The organism is Herbaspirillum aquaticum (assembly GCF_002213425.1).
In the GTDB taxonomy this organism is placed as follows: Bacteria; Pseudomonadota; Gammaproteobacteria; order Burkholderiales; family Burkholderiaceae_D; genus Herbaspirillum; species Herbaspirillum aquaticum.
The window spans coordinates 1-17,457 of sequence record NZ_NJGV01000039.1 but is presented as its reverse complement, the minus strand read 5'-3'; the positions used below and the strand labels follow the sequence as shown (position 1 = coordinate 17,457).

The 17,457-nt window shown below is 59.9% G+C and carries 18 protein-coding genes and 1 tRNA gene; 8 read left to right on the top strand and 11 right to left on the bottom strand.

Going from position 1 to position 17,457, the window contains the following annotated elements; translation table 11 throughout:
* The first annotated feature begins 126 nt into the window (after nt 1-126).
* Nucleotides 127-936 carry an HD-GYP domain-containing protein gene (locus tag CEJ45_RS24165; protein ID WP_088757521.1) on the top strand — a complete coding sequence of 270 codons (810 nt, stop codon included), beginning with the start codon at nt 127-129 and terminating at the stop codon, nt 934-936.
* Nucleotides 937-1,002: 66 nt separating this feature from the next.
* On the opposite strand, the gene CEJ45_RS24160 is transcribed toward CEJ45_RS24165, so the two are convergent.
* Together CEJ45_RS24160 and CEJ45_RS24155 are read right to left on the bottom strand one after the other, a co-directional pair.
* Nucleotides 1,003-2,811: a methyl-accepting chemotaxis protein gene (locus CEJ45_RS24160; RefSeq protein ID WP_088757520.1), complete on the bottom strand. Its 1,809-nt coding sequence runs from the start codon at nt 2,809-2,811 to the stop codon at nt 1,003-1,005.
* A gap of 255 nt (nt 2,812-3,066) precedes the next feature.
* Entirely contained in the window at nt 3,067-3,840 is a 774-nt protein-coding gene (locus tag CEJ45_RS24155; RefSeq protein ID WP_420913322.1) for a YdcF family protein, read from the bottom strand.
* A 143-nt stretch (nt 3,841-3,983) separates the two neighbouring features.
* Here CEJ45_RS24155 and CEJ45_RS24150 point away from each other — a divergent pair, with 143 nt between their 5' ends.
* Nucleotides 3,984-5,396 carry an HdeD family acid-resistance protein gene (locus CEJ45_RS24150; RefSeq protein ID WP_241517423.1) on the top strand — a complete coding sequence of 471 codons (1,413 nt, stop codon included), beginning with the start codon at nt 3,984-3,986 and terminating at the stop codon, nt 5,394-5,396.
* Nucleotides 5,393-6,241, top strand: a complete 849-nt coding sequence (locus CEJ45_RS24145) for an alpha/beta hydrolase (protein WP_088757518.1) — start codon at nt 5,393-5,395, stop codon at nt 6,239-6,241. The genes CEJ45_RS24150 and CEJ45_RS24145 overlap by 4 nt, the downstream gene beginning before the upstream one ends.
* A 109-nt stretch (nt 6,242-6,350) precedes the next feature.
* On the opposite strand, the gene CEJ45_RS25330 is transcribed toward CEJ45_RS24145, so the two are convergent.
* The 3 genes from CEJ45_RS25330 to CEJ45_RS24135 all read right to left on the bottom strand — a co-directional run bounded on the left by CEJ45_RS25330 (nt 6,351) and on the right by CEJ45_RS24135 (nt 8,219).
* Nucleotides 6,351-6,482 carry a hypothetical protein gene (locus CEJ45_RS25330; protein WP_255475342.1) on the bottom strand — a complete coding sequence of 44 codons (132 nt, stop codon included), beginning with the start codon at nt 6,480-6,482 and terminating at the stop codon, nt 6,351-6,353.
* Nucleotides 6,483-7,164: 682 nt separating this feature from the next.
* Nucleotides 7,165-7,584 (bottom strand): NAD-GH domain containing protein, encoded by a 420-nt coding sequence (locus CEJ45_RS24140; protein WP_088757517.1) that lies wholly within the window; start codon nt 7,582-7,584, stop codon nt 7,165-7,167.
* Nucleotides 7,585-7,619: 35 nt separating this feature from the next.
* Nucleotides 7,620-8,219, bottom strand: coding sequence for a gamma-glutamylcyclotransferase (locus CEJ45_RS24135; protein WP_088757516.1), 600 nt, complete (start codon nt 8,217-8,219; stop codon nt 7,620-7,622).
* A 239-nt stretch (nt 8,220-8,458) separates the two neighbouring features.
* On the opposite strand from CEJ45_RS24135, the gene CEJ45_RS24870 reads away from it, so the two are divergent.
* Entirely contained in the window at nt 8,459-8,602 is a 144-nt protein-coding gene (locus CEJ45_RS24870; RefSeq protein WP_154135329.1) for a hypothetical protein, read from the top strand.
* A gap of 87 nt (nt 8,603-8,689) precedes the next feature.
* On the opposite strand, the gene CEJ45_RS24130 is transcribed toward CEJ45_RS24870, so the two are convergent.
* The 4 genes from CEJ45_RS24130 to CEJ45_RS24115 all read right to left on the bottom strand — a co-directional run bounded on the left by CEJ45_RS24130 (nt 8,690) and on the right by CEJ45_RS24115 (nt 12,092).
* The gene (locus CEJ45_RS24130) at nt 8,690-9,760 is read right to left on the bottom strand and encodes a quinone-dependent dihydroorotate dehydrogenase (RefSeq protein WP_088757515.1); all 1,071 of its coding nucleotides are present in this window, start codon (nt 9,758-9,760) and stop codon (nt 8,690-8,692) included.
* A 154-nt stretch (nt 9,761-9,914) separates the two neighbouring features.
* Nucleotides 9,915-10,643 (bottom strand): arginyltransferase, encoded by a 729-nt coding sequence (locus tag CEJ45_RS24125; protein WP_088757514.1) that lies wholly within the window; start codon nt 10,641-10,643, stop codon nt 9,915-9,917.
* A gap of 121 nt (nt 10,644-10,764) precedes the next feature.
* Nucleotides 10,765-11,508, bottom strand: coding sequence for a leucyl/phenylalanyl-tRNA--protein transferase (gene aat, locus CEJ45_RS24120; RefSeq protein ID WP_088757513.1), 744 nt, complete (start codon nt 11,506-11,508; stop codon nt 10,765-10,767).
* Nucleotides 11,509-11,525: 17 nt separating this feature from the next.
* Nucleotides 11,526-12,092, bottom strand: a complete 567-nt coding sequence (locus tag CEJ45_RS24115; protein WP_088757512.1) for an NUDIX hydrolase — start codon at nt 12,090-12,092, stop codon at nt 11,526-11,528.
* Nucleotides 12,093-12,293: 201 nt separating this feature from the next.
* On the opposite strand from CEJ45_RS24115, the gene CEJ45_RS24110 reads away from it, so the two are divergent.
* From CEJ45_RS24110 to CEJ45_RS24100, 3 genes are all read left to right on the top strand, one after another.
* A tRNA-Met gene (locus CEJ45_RS24110) sits at nt 12,294-12,370 on the top strand.
* A 79-nt stretch (nt 12,371-12,449) separates the two neighbouring features.
* A complete protein-coding gene (locus CEJ45_RS24105; RefSeq protein ID WP_088757511.1) occupies nt 12,450-13,877 on the top strand; it encodes a site-specific integrase in 1,428 nt (475 codons plus the stop codon).
* A 41-nt stretch (nt 13,878-13,918) separates the two neighbouring features.
* The gene (locus CEJ45_RS24100) at nt 13,919-15,169 is read left to right on the top strand and encodes an SPFH domain-containing protein (protein ID WP_088757510.1); all 1,251 of its coding nucleotides are present in this window, start codon (nt 13,919-13,921) and stop codon (nt 15,167-15,169) included.
* A 107-nt stretch (nt 15,170-15,276) separates the two neighbouring features.
* On the opposite strand, the gene CEJ45_RS24095 is transcribed toward CEJ45_RS24100, so the two are convergent.
* Together CEJ45_RS24095 and CEJ45_RS24090 are read right to left on the bottom strand one after the other, a co-directional pair.
* On the bottom strand, nt 15,277-15,942 hold the full coding sequence (locus CEJ45_RS24095) for a response regulator (RefSeq protein WP_088757509.1): 666 nt from the start codon (nt 15,940-15,942) through the stop codon (nt 15,277-15,279).
* A gap of 14 nt (nt 15,943-15,956) precedes the next feature.
* Complete coding sequence (locus CEJ45_RS24090) at nt 15,957-16,748, bottom strand: hypothetical protein (protein ID WP_141107058.1); 792 nt, start codon at nt 16,746-16,748, stop codon at nt 15,957-15,959.
* A 299-nt stretch (nt 16,749-17,047) separates the two neighbouring features.
* Between CEJ45_RS24090 and CEJ45_RS24085 the strand changes: the two genes are divergently transcribed.
* On the top strand, nt 17,048-17,368 hold the full coding sequence (locus CEJ45_RS24085; protein WP_088757507.1) for a hypothetical protein: 321 nt from the start codon (nt 17,048-17,050) through the stop codon (nt 17,366-17,368).
* The last annotated feature ends 89 nt before the right edge of the window (nt 17,369-17,457 follow it).

Sequence of the window (17,457 nt, the reverse complement as noted above, 5' to 3'; positions counted from 1 at the left end):
TATTTCGCTTCTTCTTTGCTTCACTCATTCTCGTCATCCCTTCCAGGACGACAGCTTAAATCAGTGTCTCAAATTCGGGGTCCACTTTACGCTGCGCGCCAGGCTGCGCGCGACGAACAGCTGTTGATGAGCCTGTTCCTGCTGGCCTGGGCCGTGGAGGCCCGCGACCCCTACACCGGTGGACACCTGTGGCGGGTGGCGCGGCTCTCGCGCCTGCTGGCCGAGGCGGCAGGGCTGCCGTCCGAACAGGTGGCCCGCATTACCATCGGCGCCTTCCTGCATGACCTGGGCAAGATCGGCATTCCCGATGCCGTACTGGGCAAGAAATCGCGCCTGGATGACACCGAATATGCCGTCATCAAGACCCATCCCGAGATCGGCCACCGCATGCTGGCTGGCCATCCGCTGGCAGCCCTGGCCGAGGACGCGGTGCTGCTGCATCACGAAACCCCGGATGGCCGGGGCTATCCCTACGGACGCCGCGGTGAGGAAATTCCCCTGGCCGCACGCATCGTTGGCATCTGCGACGCCTTCGATGCCATGACCAGTACGCGCCCCTATCGCAGCGGCATGCCCATCGGGCGCGCCATGGAGATCATCGAGGGCGAGCTGGGCAAGCAGTTCGATGCGCACCTGGGCCGCCTCTTCATCGGCCTGCAGGCCCACGAGGAGCTGGCCCACATCGTCGGCCACAGTGACGAAGGCATTCCGCTGCAGCGCTGTCTTTCCTGTGGTCCGGTGGTGGTGCGCCCGCGCCATGCCGCCGTCGGCGATACGCTGTATTGCCCGGCCTGCCACAGCGAATACACCATCGCCCCGCACGACCAGGGCCTCATTGCCACCGGCAAGCAGGATACCGCCCGCGCACTTGCCGTGGCACCCGACAGCGGCCTCATCGGCCGCCTGGTCGGAGAAAACCTGGCGGCGCTGGACTGAACTACGCAGCTGCGCCATGAAAAAAGCCCGCACACAGGCGGGCTTGTGGTGCAGTGAGCAGATTCCTCAGAAGGTTTCCCAATCCCCTTCATCTTCTCCGGCAGGCAGGCGAGAGGGCTTGGCCGCTGGCTTGGCAGTCGTCGCCTCCGCCTTGGGCGCTGCGGCAGGCTTGGCGGGAGCGGCCTTGGGAGCAGCAATGACTGCACGCGCAGCCGGGGCCGCAGCCGGCTTGCGGGGTGCGGCGGCCGCAGCCGGTCGTGCGGCAGGTTTGGCGCTCGCGGAGGCGGCCGGGGCAGCCTGGTTGGCATGAACCGTGCGCGGCTGGCTGCCATCGGTCTGGAAGCGGCCGACCAGGCCGGCCAGGGTGGCGGCCTGATCCTGCAGCGACTGGGCGGCTGCAGCGGCTTGTTCCACCAGCGCGGCGTTCTGCTGCGTGCCCTCATCCATCTGCGTGATGGCGCGGCCGACTTCAGCGATGCCGGCGCTCTGTTCCTGGCTGGCCGAACTGATCTCGCCGACGATGTCGGTGACACGCCGTACGCTGGCCACCACCTCGGTCATGGTGGCGCCGGCCTGTTCGACCAGTTTGCTGCCGGTATCGACCTTGGCTACCGAATCATCGATGAGGGTCTTGATTTCCTTGGCGGCCGAGGCCGAGCGCTGGGCCAGCGAACGCACTTCCGAGGCCACCACCGCAAAGCCGCGCCCCTGTTCGCCGGCACGGGCGGCTTCCACCGCCGCGTTCAGGGCCAGGATATTGGTCTGGAAGGCGATGCCGTCGATCACGCCGATGATGTCGGCAATCTTGCGCGAGCTGTCGGTAATCCCCTCCATGGTCTGCACCACCTGGCTGACCACGCTGCCGCCCTGGATCGCCACTTCGGAGGCCGATTCGGCCAGTTGGTTGGCCTGGCGTGCGTTGTCGGCATTCTGCTTGACGGTGGCGGTCAGTTCTTCCATGGCCGAGGCGGTCTCCTCGATGGAGCCGGCTTGCTGTTCTGTGCGGCCGGACAGGTCGAGGTTGCCGCTGGCGATTTCCTGGCTGGCCGTGGCGATGGTGTCGGCCGAGGTCTTGATGTTGGCGATGGTGCTCAAGAGCGAATCACGCATGCTGCGCACCGCAAAGAGCAGGCTGCCCTGGTCGCCTGGTGCGGTCTCGATGTTGGGCGTGAGGTCGCCCTGGGCGATGCGGTTGGCGACTTCCGCTGCCTTGGCCGGGTCACCGCCGATGGTGCGCAGGATGCCGCGGTTGATCACGATCACCAGTGCCCCCAAGGCTGCCGCCACGACGGCAAAGAGGATGGCCATCTGCGTCAGGGTGCGCATGAAGGCCGCGTTGATGTCATCCATGTAGGCGCCGGTGGTCAGGTTCCAGTCCCAGGGCTGGTAGGCGATCACGAAGGAGGTCTTGGGCACCGGTTCGGCCGCGCCGACCTTGGGCCAGAGGTAATTGACAAAGCTGCCGCCGGGCTGGCTGCCGGCCTTGGTGATCTCGACGAACAGGTTCTTGCCGGCCGGATCCTTGAAGTTGGTGAGGTCCTTGCCATCCAGTTCCGGTTTGATCGGGTGCATGACGATGATCTGGCCGGAGGTGGAAATCGAGAAGTAGCCATCGGTGCCGTAGCGCAGGCTTTTCATGGCGGCCTTGGCGCGTTTTTGCGCCTCTTCCTTGCTCAGCGCGCCGCTTTCGGCCAGCGCGCCATAGGCCTTGACCATGGACAGGGCGGTCTGGCCGATGTTGGTGAGGTCGTTCTTGCGTTCTTCCAGCCGCACGTCACGCACCATGAAGGCGCTGAAGACGGAAATCGCCAGTAGTGCGACCAGGCTCAAACCGAGTGGCAGCCACAGTTTCTTGCTGAAGGACAACTGGCCCATGATGTATCTCCCAATATTGTAGAGGTGCTCGCTGGCATCGTTGTGCCGGGACGATGGCACCTGGCCTGGCGGACCGGGTGCATCGCCTTGCGTGAGCGTTGTTGTTGCTACTAGGTCAAGGTGTTGTTCACGGGCTTTTGCTGACGAAATGCGCGCGACTTTGTCACTCTACCTCTGCTTTGCGGCGCTGATTGGCGGAACAGGAGGAGCAAGGGCGCGCATTTTTGCTCTTGGCTTGTGCTCCCTCAGCCGTTTTCAATGGCCCAAGGCGTGGCGCACCCGATACCAGCACTGGCCTATCCATTCACGCAGGGCGTAGCTGGCCAGGTCGAGGTTGCCGGCACGCGGCAGGTAATCGGTGGGGCGCGGGCGGGCGCGGTCCAGGAACAGGGTCGGCGCCGCCTGTACCTGCAAGCCTGTCTGCGTGAAGACGCGCATGGCACGCGGCATGTGGAGGGTGTCGGTAACCAGCAGGATGCGTTCGACGCCCTCCGCCCGGAGCATGGCGGCCGAATAGCTGGCGTTCTCGGCGGTGGTGTCGGAGCGGGTCTCCTGCCAGCGTACCGCGACCCCGAAGTCGCGCTGGAGGTTGCGGGCCATCACCGCCGCTTCGCTCTGCGGCGAGCCGTCGGGACTGCCGCCCGTGACCAGGATGGGCAAGCCGGTCTGGCGGGCGAGATGGGCAGCATATTGCAGCCGCTTCATCCCCAGGGGCGTCGATTCGTCGCTGCCCCCGTATTCCGGCGCCTGGTCCATGCGGCCCGAGCCCAGGATGACGATGGCCTGGGCTTGGCCCGGGCTGGCCAACGGCGGGTATTGCGCTTCCAGCGGCCGCACTAGCCACAGGGCGCCGATGCGCGTGCTCAGTACCAGCAGGATCGTAGCGCCCAGCAGCATCAGGGCCAGGCCGGTGCGGGGCGCACGGCGGCGCAGCCAGGCACCGGCCAGGTAGAGCAGCAAGGGCGAGACGGGCGGCAGCAGCAGGCTGCTGGCGATGGCGGAGATCAAGACCGGCAAGGACATGGACATGACAAGCAAACAAGGAGGTCGGCCCGGCATTGTGCGGCATTGCGCCGACCGGAGCCAGTCCTGCCGGCGGCCGATTTGCCTCGCGCCCCGTAATCCCCCAGAATGCGGGATCGCAAAGGGAAGGGCGCAGCCCAGGGAATACCGTGATACGACTTGTCTTGTTATTGCTGGGCGCCGATTTCATTCGCCGCAACTGGCATGCCCTGGCCGTGGCCGGCCTGGCCTGGGGCACCATCGGGGTCTCGCTGGTCATCGATGCGCTCGATGGCGTGCTCAATTTTCCGCTCACCCTGTTCGGCTACCTGCTTCTGCTGGAAAGCCTGCTGACCCTGTGGGTGGCCAACAGCGGCATGGGCGCCCAGAAGACCTTGCGCTATGCCAAGGGCGGTGTGTTCCTGCTCATTGCCGTGCTGGTCATCACCCAGCACCAGGCCAGCAACATGGCGCTGGCCATGCTCTTTGGCATCGCCTTCACCATTGGCGGCGCGCTGCAGATCACCTCGGCCCTGGTGGTGCGCTTTCCGCGCTGGCGCATGGCGTTGTTGGGCGGCCTGGTGCAGATTGCCCTGGCGGTCTTCTTCTTCCAGCCTTATCCCACGCATTACAAGGGCACGCTGCCCTATTGCCTGGGGCTGGGCCTGATGTTTGGGGGCTGGAACATGATCTGGCTGGCGCTGCGCAGCCGCATGCTGCCGCAGCAGGCCTCGGCCGCCATACTGGCCGAGCGCAACAGCGGCGACGACCGGCCCTTCGATGCCGGACTGCATGACGGTGCGCCTGACCTGCAAGCACGGCTGGACACGCCGGCGATGCCTACGCCGGCTTCCGCGTCCGCGGCGCCCATGACGGTGCATGTGTGGACGCCGGCCGGCAGCGCCAAGGGCCCGGCGCGGCGGCAACCGGTGATCGACCGCTACATCGCCGCCGTCGACATGCAGGGCGTCATCTCGACCGGCCATGCGGCGCTGGAGATCCAGCCCGACTTGTACATCAGCCTTTATCCGGCCGAGGAAATCGACCGCTCGCCGGACCAGTTCGCCCGCCTCTTGCGCGCCACCGCCGACAACGACGTCAAAGGGCGCTACCTGAGCGACTACCGCAGCGAAGCCGCAGCCTGGTGCGAATCGACGGAAAAGATCGTTTTCCGCGATTACCGGCGCGCCGCGCTGGACCGCTTCTGGCAGCATTACCGCCAGACCGAAATCTACAACCTGACCTACCGCAACTGTTCCAGTACCGTGGCCCATGCGCTGGAGGCGGCGCTGGAAGGCGTCATCGGCGCTCGCGACCGGCACTGGTTCAATGCGGTGCGGATGATGTTCACCCCCGAGATCTGGGTCGCCAGCCAGATCCGCAAACGTGCCGTGACCATGGCCTGGACCCCCGGCATGGTGCTGGACTATGCCCGCGCATTGCGGGCGGTGGTGCATCCGCGTCCCTTGTCCTGGGCGGCCTCGCTGCAGTTGGCAGTGCGCCAGAGCCGGCGCTTGCGCAAGGCCTGGCGCGCCACCCGGGGCCAGGCTGATGCCGATTCCTCTCTCGTGAAGAAACCATGACACTTCCCCTCACCGCGCAGGAACACTGGATCGACGCCGCCGACGGCACCCGCCTGTTCTGCCGCGACTGGCTGCTGCCCGGCGCCACCTCGGCCGTGCAGATGGTGCATGGCCTGGGCGAGCACGGTGGACGCTACAGCGCCCTGGCACAGCTGTTCAACCAGGCCGGACTGTCGGTACGTATCTGCGACCATCGCGGTCACGGCAATTCGGGCGGGCGGCAGGGCAGCCTCATCCAATCGGACGACCTGCTGCGCGACCTGAAGCAGAGCTTCGATGACTTCAGCCGCCGCACCGAGTGCACCCCGATCTTGTTCGGCCACAGCATGGGTGGCCTGGTGGCCGCGCGCTTTGCTACCGGCGGCTTCAGTCCGGTACGGGCGCTGGCTTTGTCCTCGCCTGCGCTGGCGCTGGATCTGTCGGGCTGGCAGCAATGGCTGCTGAAGGTGTCCTCCTTCATGGCGCCCGGCCTGGCGCTGCCGACTGCCTTGCCGGCCCAGCGTATTTCGCATGATCCGCATGCGGTGCGGGCGTACCGAGACGATCCGCTGAATCACGGCAAGATCGCCCCGCGCGTGCTCAACTTCATGCTCGACGCCATGCACCAGGTGGCGCGCGATGCCGGACAATTCACCCGGCCGGTACTGTTGCAGGTGGCAGGCGACGATGCCTTCGTGGCGCCGCGCGGCAGCCGGGCGTTCTTTGAGGCCCTGCCGGGCCAGCGCAAGACGCTGCATTGGTATGCCTCGGCTTACCACGAGATCTTCAACGAAGAAGCGGGCTTGCGGGAGCAAGCCATGCACGACCTGCGGGAGTGGTTGCGGGTGTTGCCGGCGGTGGAGTGAGCAAACGCCCGGCGCCAGCTGAAGAAAGATTCTGGAATTAACGTGGAATTACGCATGTAAAGCGCCGACATGGGGTCCCGGAGGGGCCCGGTGCGGCGCTTTTCTTCATTCAGGGTTGCCCGCTGGGAACGTTGGTGAACTGGCAGCGGCTGTCAAAGCCGACGAAGCCGGGCGCGCAGGCGCAGCCTTGCACGGCCAGCAGCAGGGCGGAGGCGGCGAGGAGGGAGGCAAGTCGCTTCATGCATCACTTTCGTTGCGTTGGCAAAGCTTGCGAGTGTAATGCGCTGCAGCAGGTTTGCAAGTGAGGGGGGAAGAGCAGGATTTACCTCGGCGGTCGTCGATTTTCGTCGCAGCACGCCCTGCACGAGATATCATCGAGGATGATAATGGTGCAAATTTGCACCAAATAAATGCATTTCCTGCCCTCGGCGCACCAAAAAGAAAAAGCGGCTTGTCTGCGTTGCAACGCGACAATCACCGCTTTTCAAGACTGCTCCGTGGCAACGCACTGCCCCCTGGAGGAGGCTGGCGCGGGCCCGGCCAGGGTACTGCTTACTTGACCGAAATCAGATAGCGCGCGACCATGGCGCCGATGAGCAGGGTGTACGGGAGGATGTCGGCGACGATGTTCATGGTGAGCTCCGTGAGGAAGAAATTGATCTGTTGCATTGCAATATATTCGCTTCACGGGCGCGCTTCCACTTTTGAATCCCAATACCAGTTATCTGATTTGTGAATAATGTGGCGGTTGACGGTGGCTGCAAGGTCTTCTATTTTTAAAAGTCATTTAAAATCAATGACTTGTTTCATTGCTCGCCAGCGCAATGAACAAGCCCCTGTCGCGCGGTGTTTCATCCGCACGACAGGGGCTGTGGTGTAAAACAACGGAATGCGGCGCATTTGTTGCGCCGTGGGCATTGGGCTTACTTGGCCAATTGCAGGGTCAGCCCGCGCAATTCGGTGCTGACCTGGACCTGGTAGCGGCCGCCCTGGGCAACCTGGACGGTCAACTTGTCGGTGGTCGGGCCGGCATTGCTGCCCAGGCTGCTGACGCGCTTGATGCTGAAATCGTAGCTACCCGGCTTGAGCCAGATCGACAGGTGCTCGCCGCCGGCAATCTGGGCCAGCACCACATCGTTGATGGCCAGTTCCAGCATGTCATTGTTGAGCAGTCCGGCGGCGCGGGTGAAGGTGATCTGCGACAGGCCCGCAGCCTGCTCGGTCATGCTCTTGATGTAGACGCGTGCGGCGGGGATGTCGCCGGTGGAAGTGCGCTCCACCGGGGTGGTGCAGGCGGCCAGGGTCATCAGGAGCGTGAGGCCGACGGCAATGGTCTTGATCATGTTCTTTTTCCTTGTTGGAGTAGGTGAGGCTGGGCTCAGGGGCGTGGGGCAGACGATAGCACGACTGGCTGCCCGGTCAGCTGCAGCAGGTGCCGTTCGATGGCGAAGACGTGGCTATCTTCGGCGCCCAGGTCGCGCAGGGCCTGGGCCAGCTTGAGCAGGTATTCGCTGTTGCGCCCGCTGGGGCCGACGGCGCCGGCGATCTGGCGCGCGATCTCCAGTTCGCTGGCCGGGCCGGCGAAGGCCTCGTTGTCCTCGGCGGCGATGTAGATGAGACCTTCGGCGGTCTCGCCGTCCTCGAAGCGCATGGCCGTGGCCAGCCGCAGGTAACCGTTCTTTTCACGGTGATCCAGGTGGGCGAAGACTTCCGGCGTAATCAGGTAAGCCATGCCGGCGCAGTCGGCTCCTGCTTCAGGCACCAGGGTCACGACCCGGCCCGGTGCCTCGGCGGTGCCGCGGTGATCGTGCGAGCCTTGCCAGAAGCGTCGCGCCCAGCCGGTGATGTGGGCGGGCCGGCGTTCCAGGTAAGGGAAGTCGGCCTTGAAGATGATGGAGCCGTAACCAAACAGCCAGACGCTGGCATGGTCATCGAAACGGCGCATCTGGCGATTGATGGCGATGGTGTTGACGGACATGGACACAAAGCAGGGCGACGGCCGGGCCGCCGGAAGCCTGCCATTATAGAGGGGAACGGCAGGCGGTTTTGCGCGGAAACTTTCACAGATGGTCATCGTGAGGTGATCTTTTGCGCATAAAATGGCGCCTGCCGGCCCGTCGTGCTGCCCGCCGGGGCACACACCATGGCGCTGTGGGCTTGCCTGTGGGAGGGAAGCACAGCTTGCCGGGGCCTTATCCGAAATTTCTGGGGGAAATCATGCGTGTCGTCGTCATGTTGCTGACGCTGGTCGTTGGCGTTGTGCTGGCCGGTTGCGAAAAGACCGATTTTGAGAAGAAATCCGAATCCGACGCCAATGCGCGCCGGATCTTCAACCTCAAGAAGGAGTCGTCCAAGGAGTAAGCGCACTTTGCGCCCGTTCTGGCGCAGCTTCAAAGAGAAACAGCAGGCACCAGGCCTGCTGTTTTCGTTTGCGCCTGTGGTGGCAGCTCAGTGATGCGCTGCGGCGGCAGGCAGCTGCCTTGCGCGCAATGCCTCGGCGCACTCATGCACCAGCGCCGGCCCCTGGTAGATCAGGCCGGTGTAGAGCTGCACCAGCGAGGCGCCGGCATCGATCTTGGCTTGCGCATCGGCACCGCTGAAGATGCCGCCCACGCCGATGATGGGCAAGGCTTCGCCCACTTCAGCCTTCAGGCCGCGGATCACCTGGTTGGACAGCTCCAGCACCGGCTTGCCCGACAGGCCGCCGGCCTCTTCGCCATGGGGCAAGCCCTGCACGGCATCGCGGGTGATGGTGGTGTTGGTGGCGATAACGCCATCGATCTGGTGGCGCAGCAGCGCGTCGGCGACGTTCTTGACCTGTTCCAACTCCATGTCCGGCGCGATCTTGAGCACGACCGGCACATAGCGTCCGTGACGATCCGCCAGGCGGCGCTGGGCCGTCTTGAGCTGCGACAGCAGGGAATCCAGTTCGGAGGCGCCCTGCAGCTGGCGCAGGTTCTTGGTGTTGGGCGAAGAAATATTCACCGTCACATAGCTGGCGTAAGGGTAGACCTTTTCGAGGCAAGCCACATAGTCCTCGGCGGCGCGTTCGATCGGGGTATCGGCGTTCTTGCCGATGTTCAGGCCCAGCACGCCCTGGCGCTCCTGGTAGAAGCGCGAGGATTGCACATTGGTCACGAAGGCATCCACCCCGCCATTGTTGAAGCCCATGCGGTTGATCACCGCATTGGCGGCCGGCAGCCGGAACATGCGCGGCAGCGGATTGCCCGGCTGGGCACGCGGCGTGACGGTACCGACCTCGATGAAACCGAAGCCCAGCGCGGCCAGGCCGTCGATGTAGGCGCCGTCCTTGTCCAGACCGGCGGCCATGCCGACCGGGTTGGGGAAGGTGATGCCCATGACGGTGCGCGGATCGGCGGCCGGCTTTTTGGTGATGAAGTCGGTCAGGCTGTAGCGTGCAGCGCAGCGCAAGGCGGGCAGCACCAGATGGTGCGCAGTTTCGGGTTCCAGGGAAAACAGCAGCGGACGCGCGAGCGCGTAGAGGAATTTGTCGGACACGATGGGACGATCAGGAAAGGAAGGGGGCCAAAAAAACTGCCGCTATTCTAACGCGCACCGCCCATCCTTCCCCGCCTCGGCGCCGTCGTCGTCGCAAATTTGATGCCACTGCGCCTGTTTTTGCAGACGATGCGCCACACAGCTGAAGCTTGCTTCAGCCTTCCAGCAGGCGCCATTCACCTTCATGCAGGGCTTCGAGTGGCTGGTAATTGGTCTTGTAGGCCATTTTCTGGCTTTCCTTGATCCAGTAGCCGAGGTAGACGTAGGGCATATCGAGCTGGCGCGCCTGTTCGATCTGCCAGAGGATGTTGTAGGTACCGAAGGAGGCTGTCGGCAGGTCCGGATCGAAGAAAGTGTAGACCGAGGACAGACCGTCATTGAGCACATCGATGATGCTGACCATGCGCAGGGTACCGTCAGGCTCGCGGAATTCCACCAGGCGAGTATTGACCTTGCTCTGCAGCAGGAACTGCGCGTACTGGTCGCGGCTGTCCTGGTCCATGCCGCCGCCGGCGTGGCGGGCGCACTGGTAGCGCAGGTAGAGCTCGTAATGCTCGTGGGCGTAGGTCAGGTTGGTGACCAGGGTCTGCAGGCCGCGATTGCGTTCCCAGGCGCGGCGCTGGCTGCGGTTGCGTTCGAAGTCGGCCACTCGGATGCGGACCGGGGTGCAGGCAGTGCAGCCATCGCAATAGGGGCGGTAAGTGAAGATGCCGCTGCGCCGAAAGCCCGTCTTGACCAGTTCAGAATACACATCCGCATTGATGAGATGCGACGGGGTGGCCACCTGGGAGCGGGCTTGCTGGTCATCGAGATAGCTGCACGGGTAGGGCGCGGTTGCATAGAACTGCAACGTGGAGAACGGCAAGTCTTTGAGATGCGTCATGTGCGTCCTGTCCTGTCTTGCTGGAGGCCGGCGGCGAGGGTCTCGGGCGCGCCGTGCGGTCCGTGGAGTCAGGTTCCAATTTACACCATTTTGATGCCCGCAGTGAAGAACGGCGCCAGGCTCAGTCGCGCCGCGCCGACGGGATGCCGTGCTCCAGCAGGTTCAGCGGTTCCCAGCCCCGGATCTGCGGCCACTGGATGGCTGCGCGCAGGTGGTGCAGGAAGTCGCTGCGGGCGATCGGCCGAGCGCCCAGCGAGGCCAGGTGGGAGGTTTCCTGCTGGCAGTCGATCATCTCCACGCCGTGGCTGCGCAGGAAGAACACCAGGTGTGCCAGCGCCACCTTGGAGGCATCGCTCACGCGGGCGAACATGGATTCGCCGTAGAACATGCGCCCGATCGAGACGCCATAGGCCCCGCCGACCAGTTCGCCGTTGAGCCAGACTTCGGAGGAATGGGCGTAGCCGGCGCGGTGCAGGCCGGTGTAGCCGGCCATGATCTCGGGAGAGATCCAGGTGCCCTGTTCGTGGCGGCGCGGACCGGCGCAGCCTTGCATGACCTGTTCGAAGACGGTATCGAAGGTGACTTGCCAGAGACCGTCGCCGTGGCGGCTGCGTTCGATGCGGCGCAGGGTTTTCTTGAGGCTGTCGGAGACCACGAAGTGATCGGTGCGCAGGACCATGCGCGGATCGGTACTCCACCAGAGGATGGGTTGGCCTTCGGAGAACCAGGGGAAGATGCCGTGGCGATAAGCTTCCAGCAGCCGCTGCGGCGACAGGTCGGCGCCTGCCGCCAGCAGCCCGGCCGGGTCGGCCAGGGCGCGGGAGACATCGGGGAAAGGCGTATCGAGGTCCAGCCAGGCGATCATCCGCGTGCTCCTGCGGATCAGATCATGCGGCGGCGGATGTCTTCGGTGTGCAGCGCGAAGCTGCCTTCACCGCTGCGCACGTTCTTGAGATCGGCAAAGAAGGCGCGCAGGGTGAATTCCACCGTGGGGAAGGCGATGTCGTGCCAGGGGATCTGGTCTTCTGTATAGAGGGCCACTTCCAGGCTTTCGACACCGGCCTGGTAGTCGAGGTCGAGCAAGGTGGCGCGGTAGAAGAGGTGGACCTGGTGCACGTGGGGCACGTTGACCAGGGAGAACAGTTCGTGCAGCTCGATGCGCGCGCCGGCTTCCTCTTCGGTTTCGCGGCGGGCGGCGTCTTCTGTGGTTTCGGCGTTTTCCATGAAACCGGCTGGCAGCGTCCAGTAGCCGAGGCGCGGCTCGATGGCGCGCTTGCACAGCAGGACCTTGGTTTGGCCATCCTGCTCCCAGACGGGGATGGAGCCGACCACCATCTTTGGATTCTGATAATGGATTGCGCCGCAGTTGCCGCACACATGGCGCAGCCGCGTGTCATCGGGAGGGATCTGCAGGGAGACTGTGTGGCCGCACTCGGAACAGAATTTCATAGAGGCTCGGAAGGTGTCTGTCTTTATATATAGTAGGGAAGGGCCTGGGGTGCATTTTCCTGCTGCGACGACGGGGGCGTTGGGACGCTGTCCTGGATGGCGACGGGAAGCTGCAATGCGGTTAGGAGTGTATCACTGTAAAAAGATTGCAGAAAATGTTTGCATTCCGATTTTACCTGCCCTATAATTGTGTTCTTCAGACGCGGGGTGGAGCAGTCTGGCAGCTCGTCGGGCTCATAACCCGAAGGTCGTAGGTTCAAATCCTGCCCCCGCAACCAAATCTCAGAAAACCGTTATCAGCGTTGGCCGATAGCGGTTTTTTGCTTTTCAGGCGGTGTGCCACCCAGTGAGCCACCTATGCCCCAGATCAAAGCCCCTCGGTTGTACCTCAATCGTTGCGGCGTCTATTACTTCCGCCTCAAAACCAAAGACAAAGACCGGAAGGTCAGCCTTCGCACGAAATGCCCCGTCACTGCTAATATTGTTGCCTTGCAATTAAATGCAGTCATTGAACGGGGGCGGGCAATGAACAACAAGTCAAACAACCCCGATATCGGGGATTTCAATTTCAACTTGGACGACATTCACAAGTACGAAATTGAATTTCGAGGGGCGAAGATCAAGGCCGATGGCCCCGAGGATCATGCCAGGGCCATGGATGCGTTGAAGCAGATGGAAGCGGTGCTTCCTCAGGAAGAGCCAACGACCACCCAACAACGGGCGAAGGCTGAACAGCAAATTCTCGCCGAGGTCGTTGCTCAGGCTCAACAACGCCAATCGCCCAAAGTGTCGAAAGTCGCCGCCGAATGGATTGTGGAACGGCGTTTGAAGAACTCGGCCCGAACGGTCGATGCCAAGGAATATCACTTCAAAGACTTCATTGAAGTCGGTTTAAAGGGAAGCGATCCCCAGGTGAATGAGCTCGATAAAGCAGATATCGTGGCATACAAGTCAGCACTGTTGAAGTCGGGACAGGCGGGTAAGACCATCGACAATAAACTGATGACGCTGACTGACTTCTTCAAATATGCCCTGAACCAAGGAGCATATACCCGTCACACTTCCAACCCGGTTACTGGGCTCTATGTGCTTACAAAGAAAGAGCGTATAGAGAAAACCGAATCTTACGAGCCATTTGCCAAGGATGAATTGGCTGTCCTATTTGAGCCATCGGCTTATAAGGCAGCGATGAAAGCTCCTGATCTTTATTGGGGACCGCTAATCGGGATATACACCGGCATGCGGATTAGTGAAGTAGCTCAGATCCGTTGTGAGGATGTGATCCAAGCCGAAAACGGTGTTCACTATATATATGTGTACCAAAGTAAAACGGCAAATGGGATTCGCAAAGTACCGATATGTGATGCTTTGCTTCAACTCGGCTTCTTAGATTACGTGGAAGAAGTTCGTCAAGCAGGGGCCAAACGGATATTCCCGCACCGTTCTTTTGTGAACGGCTCTTATTCGAAGCGGCTGAGCGAAGAACTGCTTAAATATTTGAAGACTCGAAAAATCAAGAAAACCGATGATCACAAGTCTTTCCATTCATTCCGAGTGAACGTCATTACGCAATTAGCTAATAACGGCATCTCAGCCACGCTTGCTTCGCGTGTCGTCGGTCATGGCACAGAGAAAGGTATGGATGTACATTTAGGATATGTACGAGATCTTCCTGACCTCAAAAATGTAGTGGATTCCTTGGTTTGGCCAATCGATTTCCACGGCTTGCGTTATCAGGGAGAGTTCGGGAGCTTCATTGCCAATAAGAAGAAATGGGCTGATTGAGCTTCGTAGATAATCGTGATGAACAATAAGAAGAGGGGAACATGACAGAAAATGTTTTGGTCGCTCAACTTCGCCAAGCGAAGGCGAAATGGATGGATCTGTACGACAGCCTACCGGATCAGGTGCCAGCGTCTCAGGGAACGGTTTCAAAGGCGGCGATCACCTCTTGGTTTGATTTCAATATCGCTGGACTTGATCGCTTTTTTAGGCAAGAAGAAATGGATGCCGGGATAGTTTCGGTGTATCTGCCTTCGATCATGAGCTCGGTTGCGAATATCGAAGGGCACATGTTGAACGCCGTTTCAAATGGCCCGAACTGGCTGGCCCAAACCACACAAACGTTGATGTCGTTGCTGTGGACGATCCGCTCTTCTTTGCCTTGGCTTCTTAGGGATGGCGGTAGCGAGGCCGATCTCGCGAAATTTCCAAGAATTCAAGAAATCATCACGCAAGCAAATGCCATCGAGGCACTGTTCGCAAAAGCCACCGGCTACGAAGATCAAATCAATCGGAGTGTCGCGAACGCCAAGAGCCAAGAAGCGGCTCTGCAAGACCAGATTGAAAAAATCAATGTGTCGGAGCGGCAGGCAAAAACAGCGGAAACCAATGCGACCGCCAGTTCGGTCGCGGCGAAGGCCGAAAAAGAAAAGGTTGATCAATACGTTTCAACATTGAGCGAGGCCATTGAGGCACAGAAGAAGCTCTTTGCCGAATTTGAAGCGAAGCGTGAGTCTATCGATGCAACCCTGGAAGGAGCCAGTAAAGTCGCAATGGCGAGGTCTTTCCAAGAGCGTAGGAAGGCTCTGGGTGAAACCCAAGATAGATGGAGAAATATTTTTATCGTGGGAATCGGAGGGCTGGCCGTTTTTGGCTATCTCTTGGGAATGCAGTTTGTTGATATTGTGAAATCCGCTGGGGGCATTCCGGGCGATACACTAGGTCTTGCTCTTTTACTCGTTCGATTCCTGGTCTTGGGGCCTCTTGTTTGGCTCACTTGGTTCGCTGCTCGCCAGTATGGTCACGTTCTTCGTTTAACGGAGGACTATGCGTTTAAGGAGGCCGCTGCCCATGCATTCGTTGGATATAGAACCGAGATGGGAGAGGATGCTGAGATGCTGCGTTTGCTCAGAGAATATGCAATCGAGAACTTCGGAGCAAATCCCGTCCGAACTCTCAGTAAGAATGAGCCGGTGACTCCTTTGAATGAGGTTCTCGACAAGACGCTGGGGAAAGTCTCACCGGACAAGTTAGCCGAGATTCTTTCTACTCTCCTTAAAAAGGAGCCTAAATAGGCTACGGAAAGGGCAGTGCCAAAACTTCGGAAGAGGAATTCTTCTTCATGTCGAGATCTGTGATCGCCTATCTCAGATGAGCGATAGCCAAGAGTGGGGCCAGGATGCTAGGCCGTGGCCGAGTAATTAGGAGGCAATTGCTCCTCTTGGAGTTGGAGAAACGCAATCCGACTCAGCTCTGCCCCTGTTTCTACCCCAAGTTTTTGCTTGATATGTGACCGATAGGTTTCGACGGTGTTCGGGGAAAGATTGAGCTTACGAGCGATGTCAGATTTTTTTAAGCCCGAACCGATCATTCTGAACACCATTAACTCCCGATCAGATAGTGTAGAGATCCCCTGGGCAGTTATTTCGCTGCCCGTCATCATCTTCTCGATCACTCGATTTTGAAACTGCTCCGAGACCCATATTTTTCCTTGCGACACGGCTCTGACGGCTTGAAGCAAGGTTTGGCTGCTCCAATTTTTCATCGCATAGCCACGTGCCCCGGCTTTTAACGCCCGCTCGGCATACAACATTTCATCCTGCATAGAGACAACGAGAACTGGTGTTCGAGGGGCATGCTTTCTTAGATTTTTGATCAGGTCAAACGTGAAGATGCCGCTCAGGGACAAATCCATGACTGCGATATGCGGACTGTGCTGAGTGGCTATTGATAAAACGTCGGGATGCGTATCCGCCTCGTGAAAGACCACATGTTTCCCAACCTGGCAGAGTAGAGCCATTAGGCCCATCCGTAAAATCGGCTGATCATCAGCGAGCAGAATACGCATCAAAGCTCTGGAAATCAGTTGGACTTTTGAGCCAAGTTGATAAACCACAAGCGGGGATCACCGTCCAGAGGACCACGATAGCCAAGTTGTGTAAAGAGTGAGCCGAATAGATAGCGGCCAGTAGTGTAAAGACGGTTGTCCTGCTGGGTATAGTCAGGCAGAAGTTTGCTTGGGGATTTCGGGCCGAAAGTGCGGACTTGGCCAGAGCTCACTGAGGCGGGCGACATGAGAGATGCATAGTTGGTCAGAGCACCCACGGAAAGCGTCGCTTCGTTCATGCGAATGTCTGCATTGCAGTGAACGACGTTCTCAATACGCTCCGATTGCTTCTGTGTTTTCCAAATGACAGCCGTGAACTTGATGCACTCGACTGGGCGAGCTACATTCGGCTGTGATGACCCTGGCATCTGAGACATGTACTGCATCTCGATCCCGCTGTTGGCCGGGACCAGAGTTTCGGAGTAGTCGTCGATACGGATCGCAATCCGAGGCCAGTTTTCACCGGGACCTCGTGGATGAGAGTCGAAGAAGTGATAGAGCGAAGTCTGACTGATCAACTTGCCTTGCCAGCGACTGTCGCTTGGATGCGGTCCGTCGATAATGATGTTCGCGGCATTGATCGACACCATTTTTCCTCCCTGGGCACTTCCCCCTGCACCGTTGTATGCCCCGCCCAAAAAGCCCCCAATGGAGTCCAGCGTCTTGTGAACGTAGGCATGGCCGTCGCCATTTGGACTTGGCACAGCACACGAAGCAAGCAGCGAGGTACTTGCGGCCACAACCCATTTCCCAGCTTTCCACTTCATTATTTTCCCTTTTGTGGTGAACAAACGATGCAATTTTCAGCTGATAGAGCGGCAATAGGTATCGCTTGTCGAGTGATGGAAAATTCATGAAACGGTTGATGTTCATGATCCGTTCTATAACGTACGATGAAACGCCGAGGGCCTTGCTCAGTCAGAATCCGAGCGGATGTTAGCGCGCAATAACGGACAATGAAAAATATTTTTTGAAGGGTTTTTGGCGCGAAAATTGCTGGTACTGAAAATAGGAAGATCGTCACATCTGCTAAACTCTTCACCACCCGAAGATAAGAAAAAATGCCATGGACGCTCCTGCAATCTATTTGGAAAAGATGGACGAGGCACTCAAACGACTGTTGGCGAGCGAGGATTTCGTTAAGCAATCCATCCGCACTGGAAATGTCATCGATTTAGAGTCCGGAGCTTTGCAAATTCGAAAAGCCATGGAGGCGGTTGCTTTCGCATCAATCGCTCCAAACAAGCAACAATATGAAGCCGTTCGAAGGAATGCAGAAAAGCCCATCCACTTTGGAAATGACTGGAAGGCGGATTCAATTTTCCTGACCTTGGAAAAGTTGAACCCTGACTTTTATCCCAATCCCGTTTCGGGGCCCGTACAGTAAAGTGGACCCATCCGTCAAGACAGCGTTTGCCAGAATTTAAGCTGCATCCATGACTTCACTTGCAGCAGAACAGCGCTGCCCTGATCCTG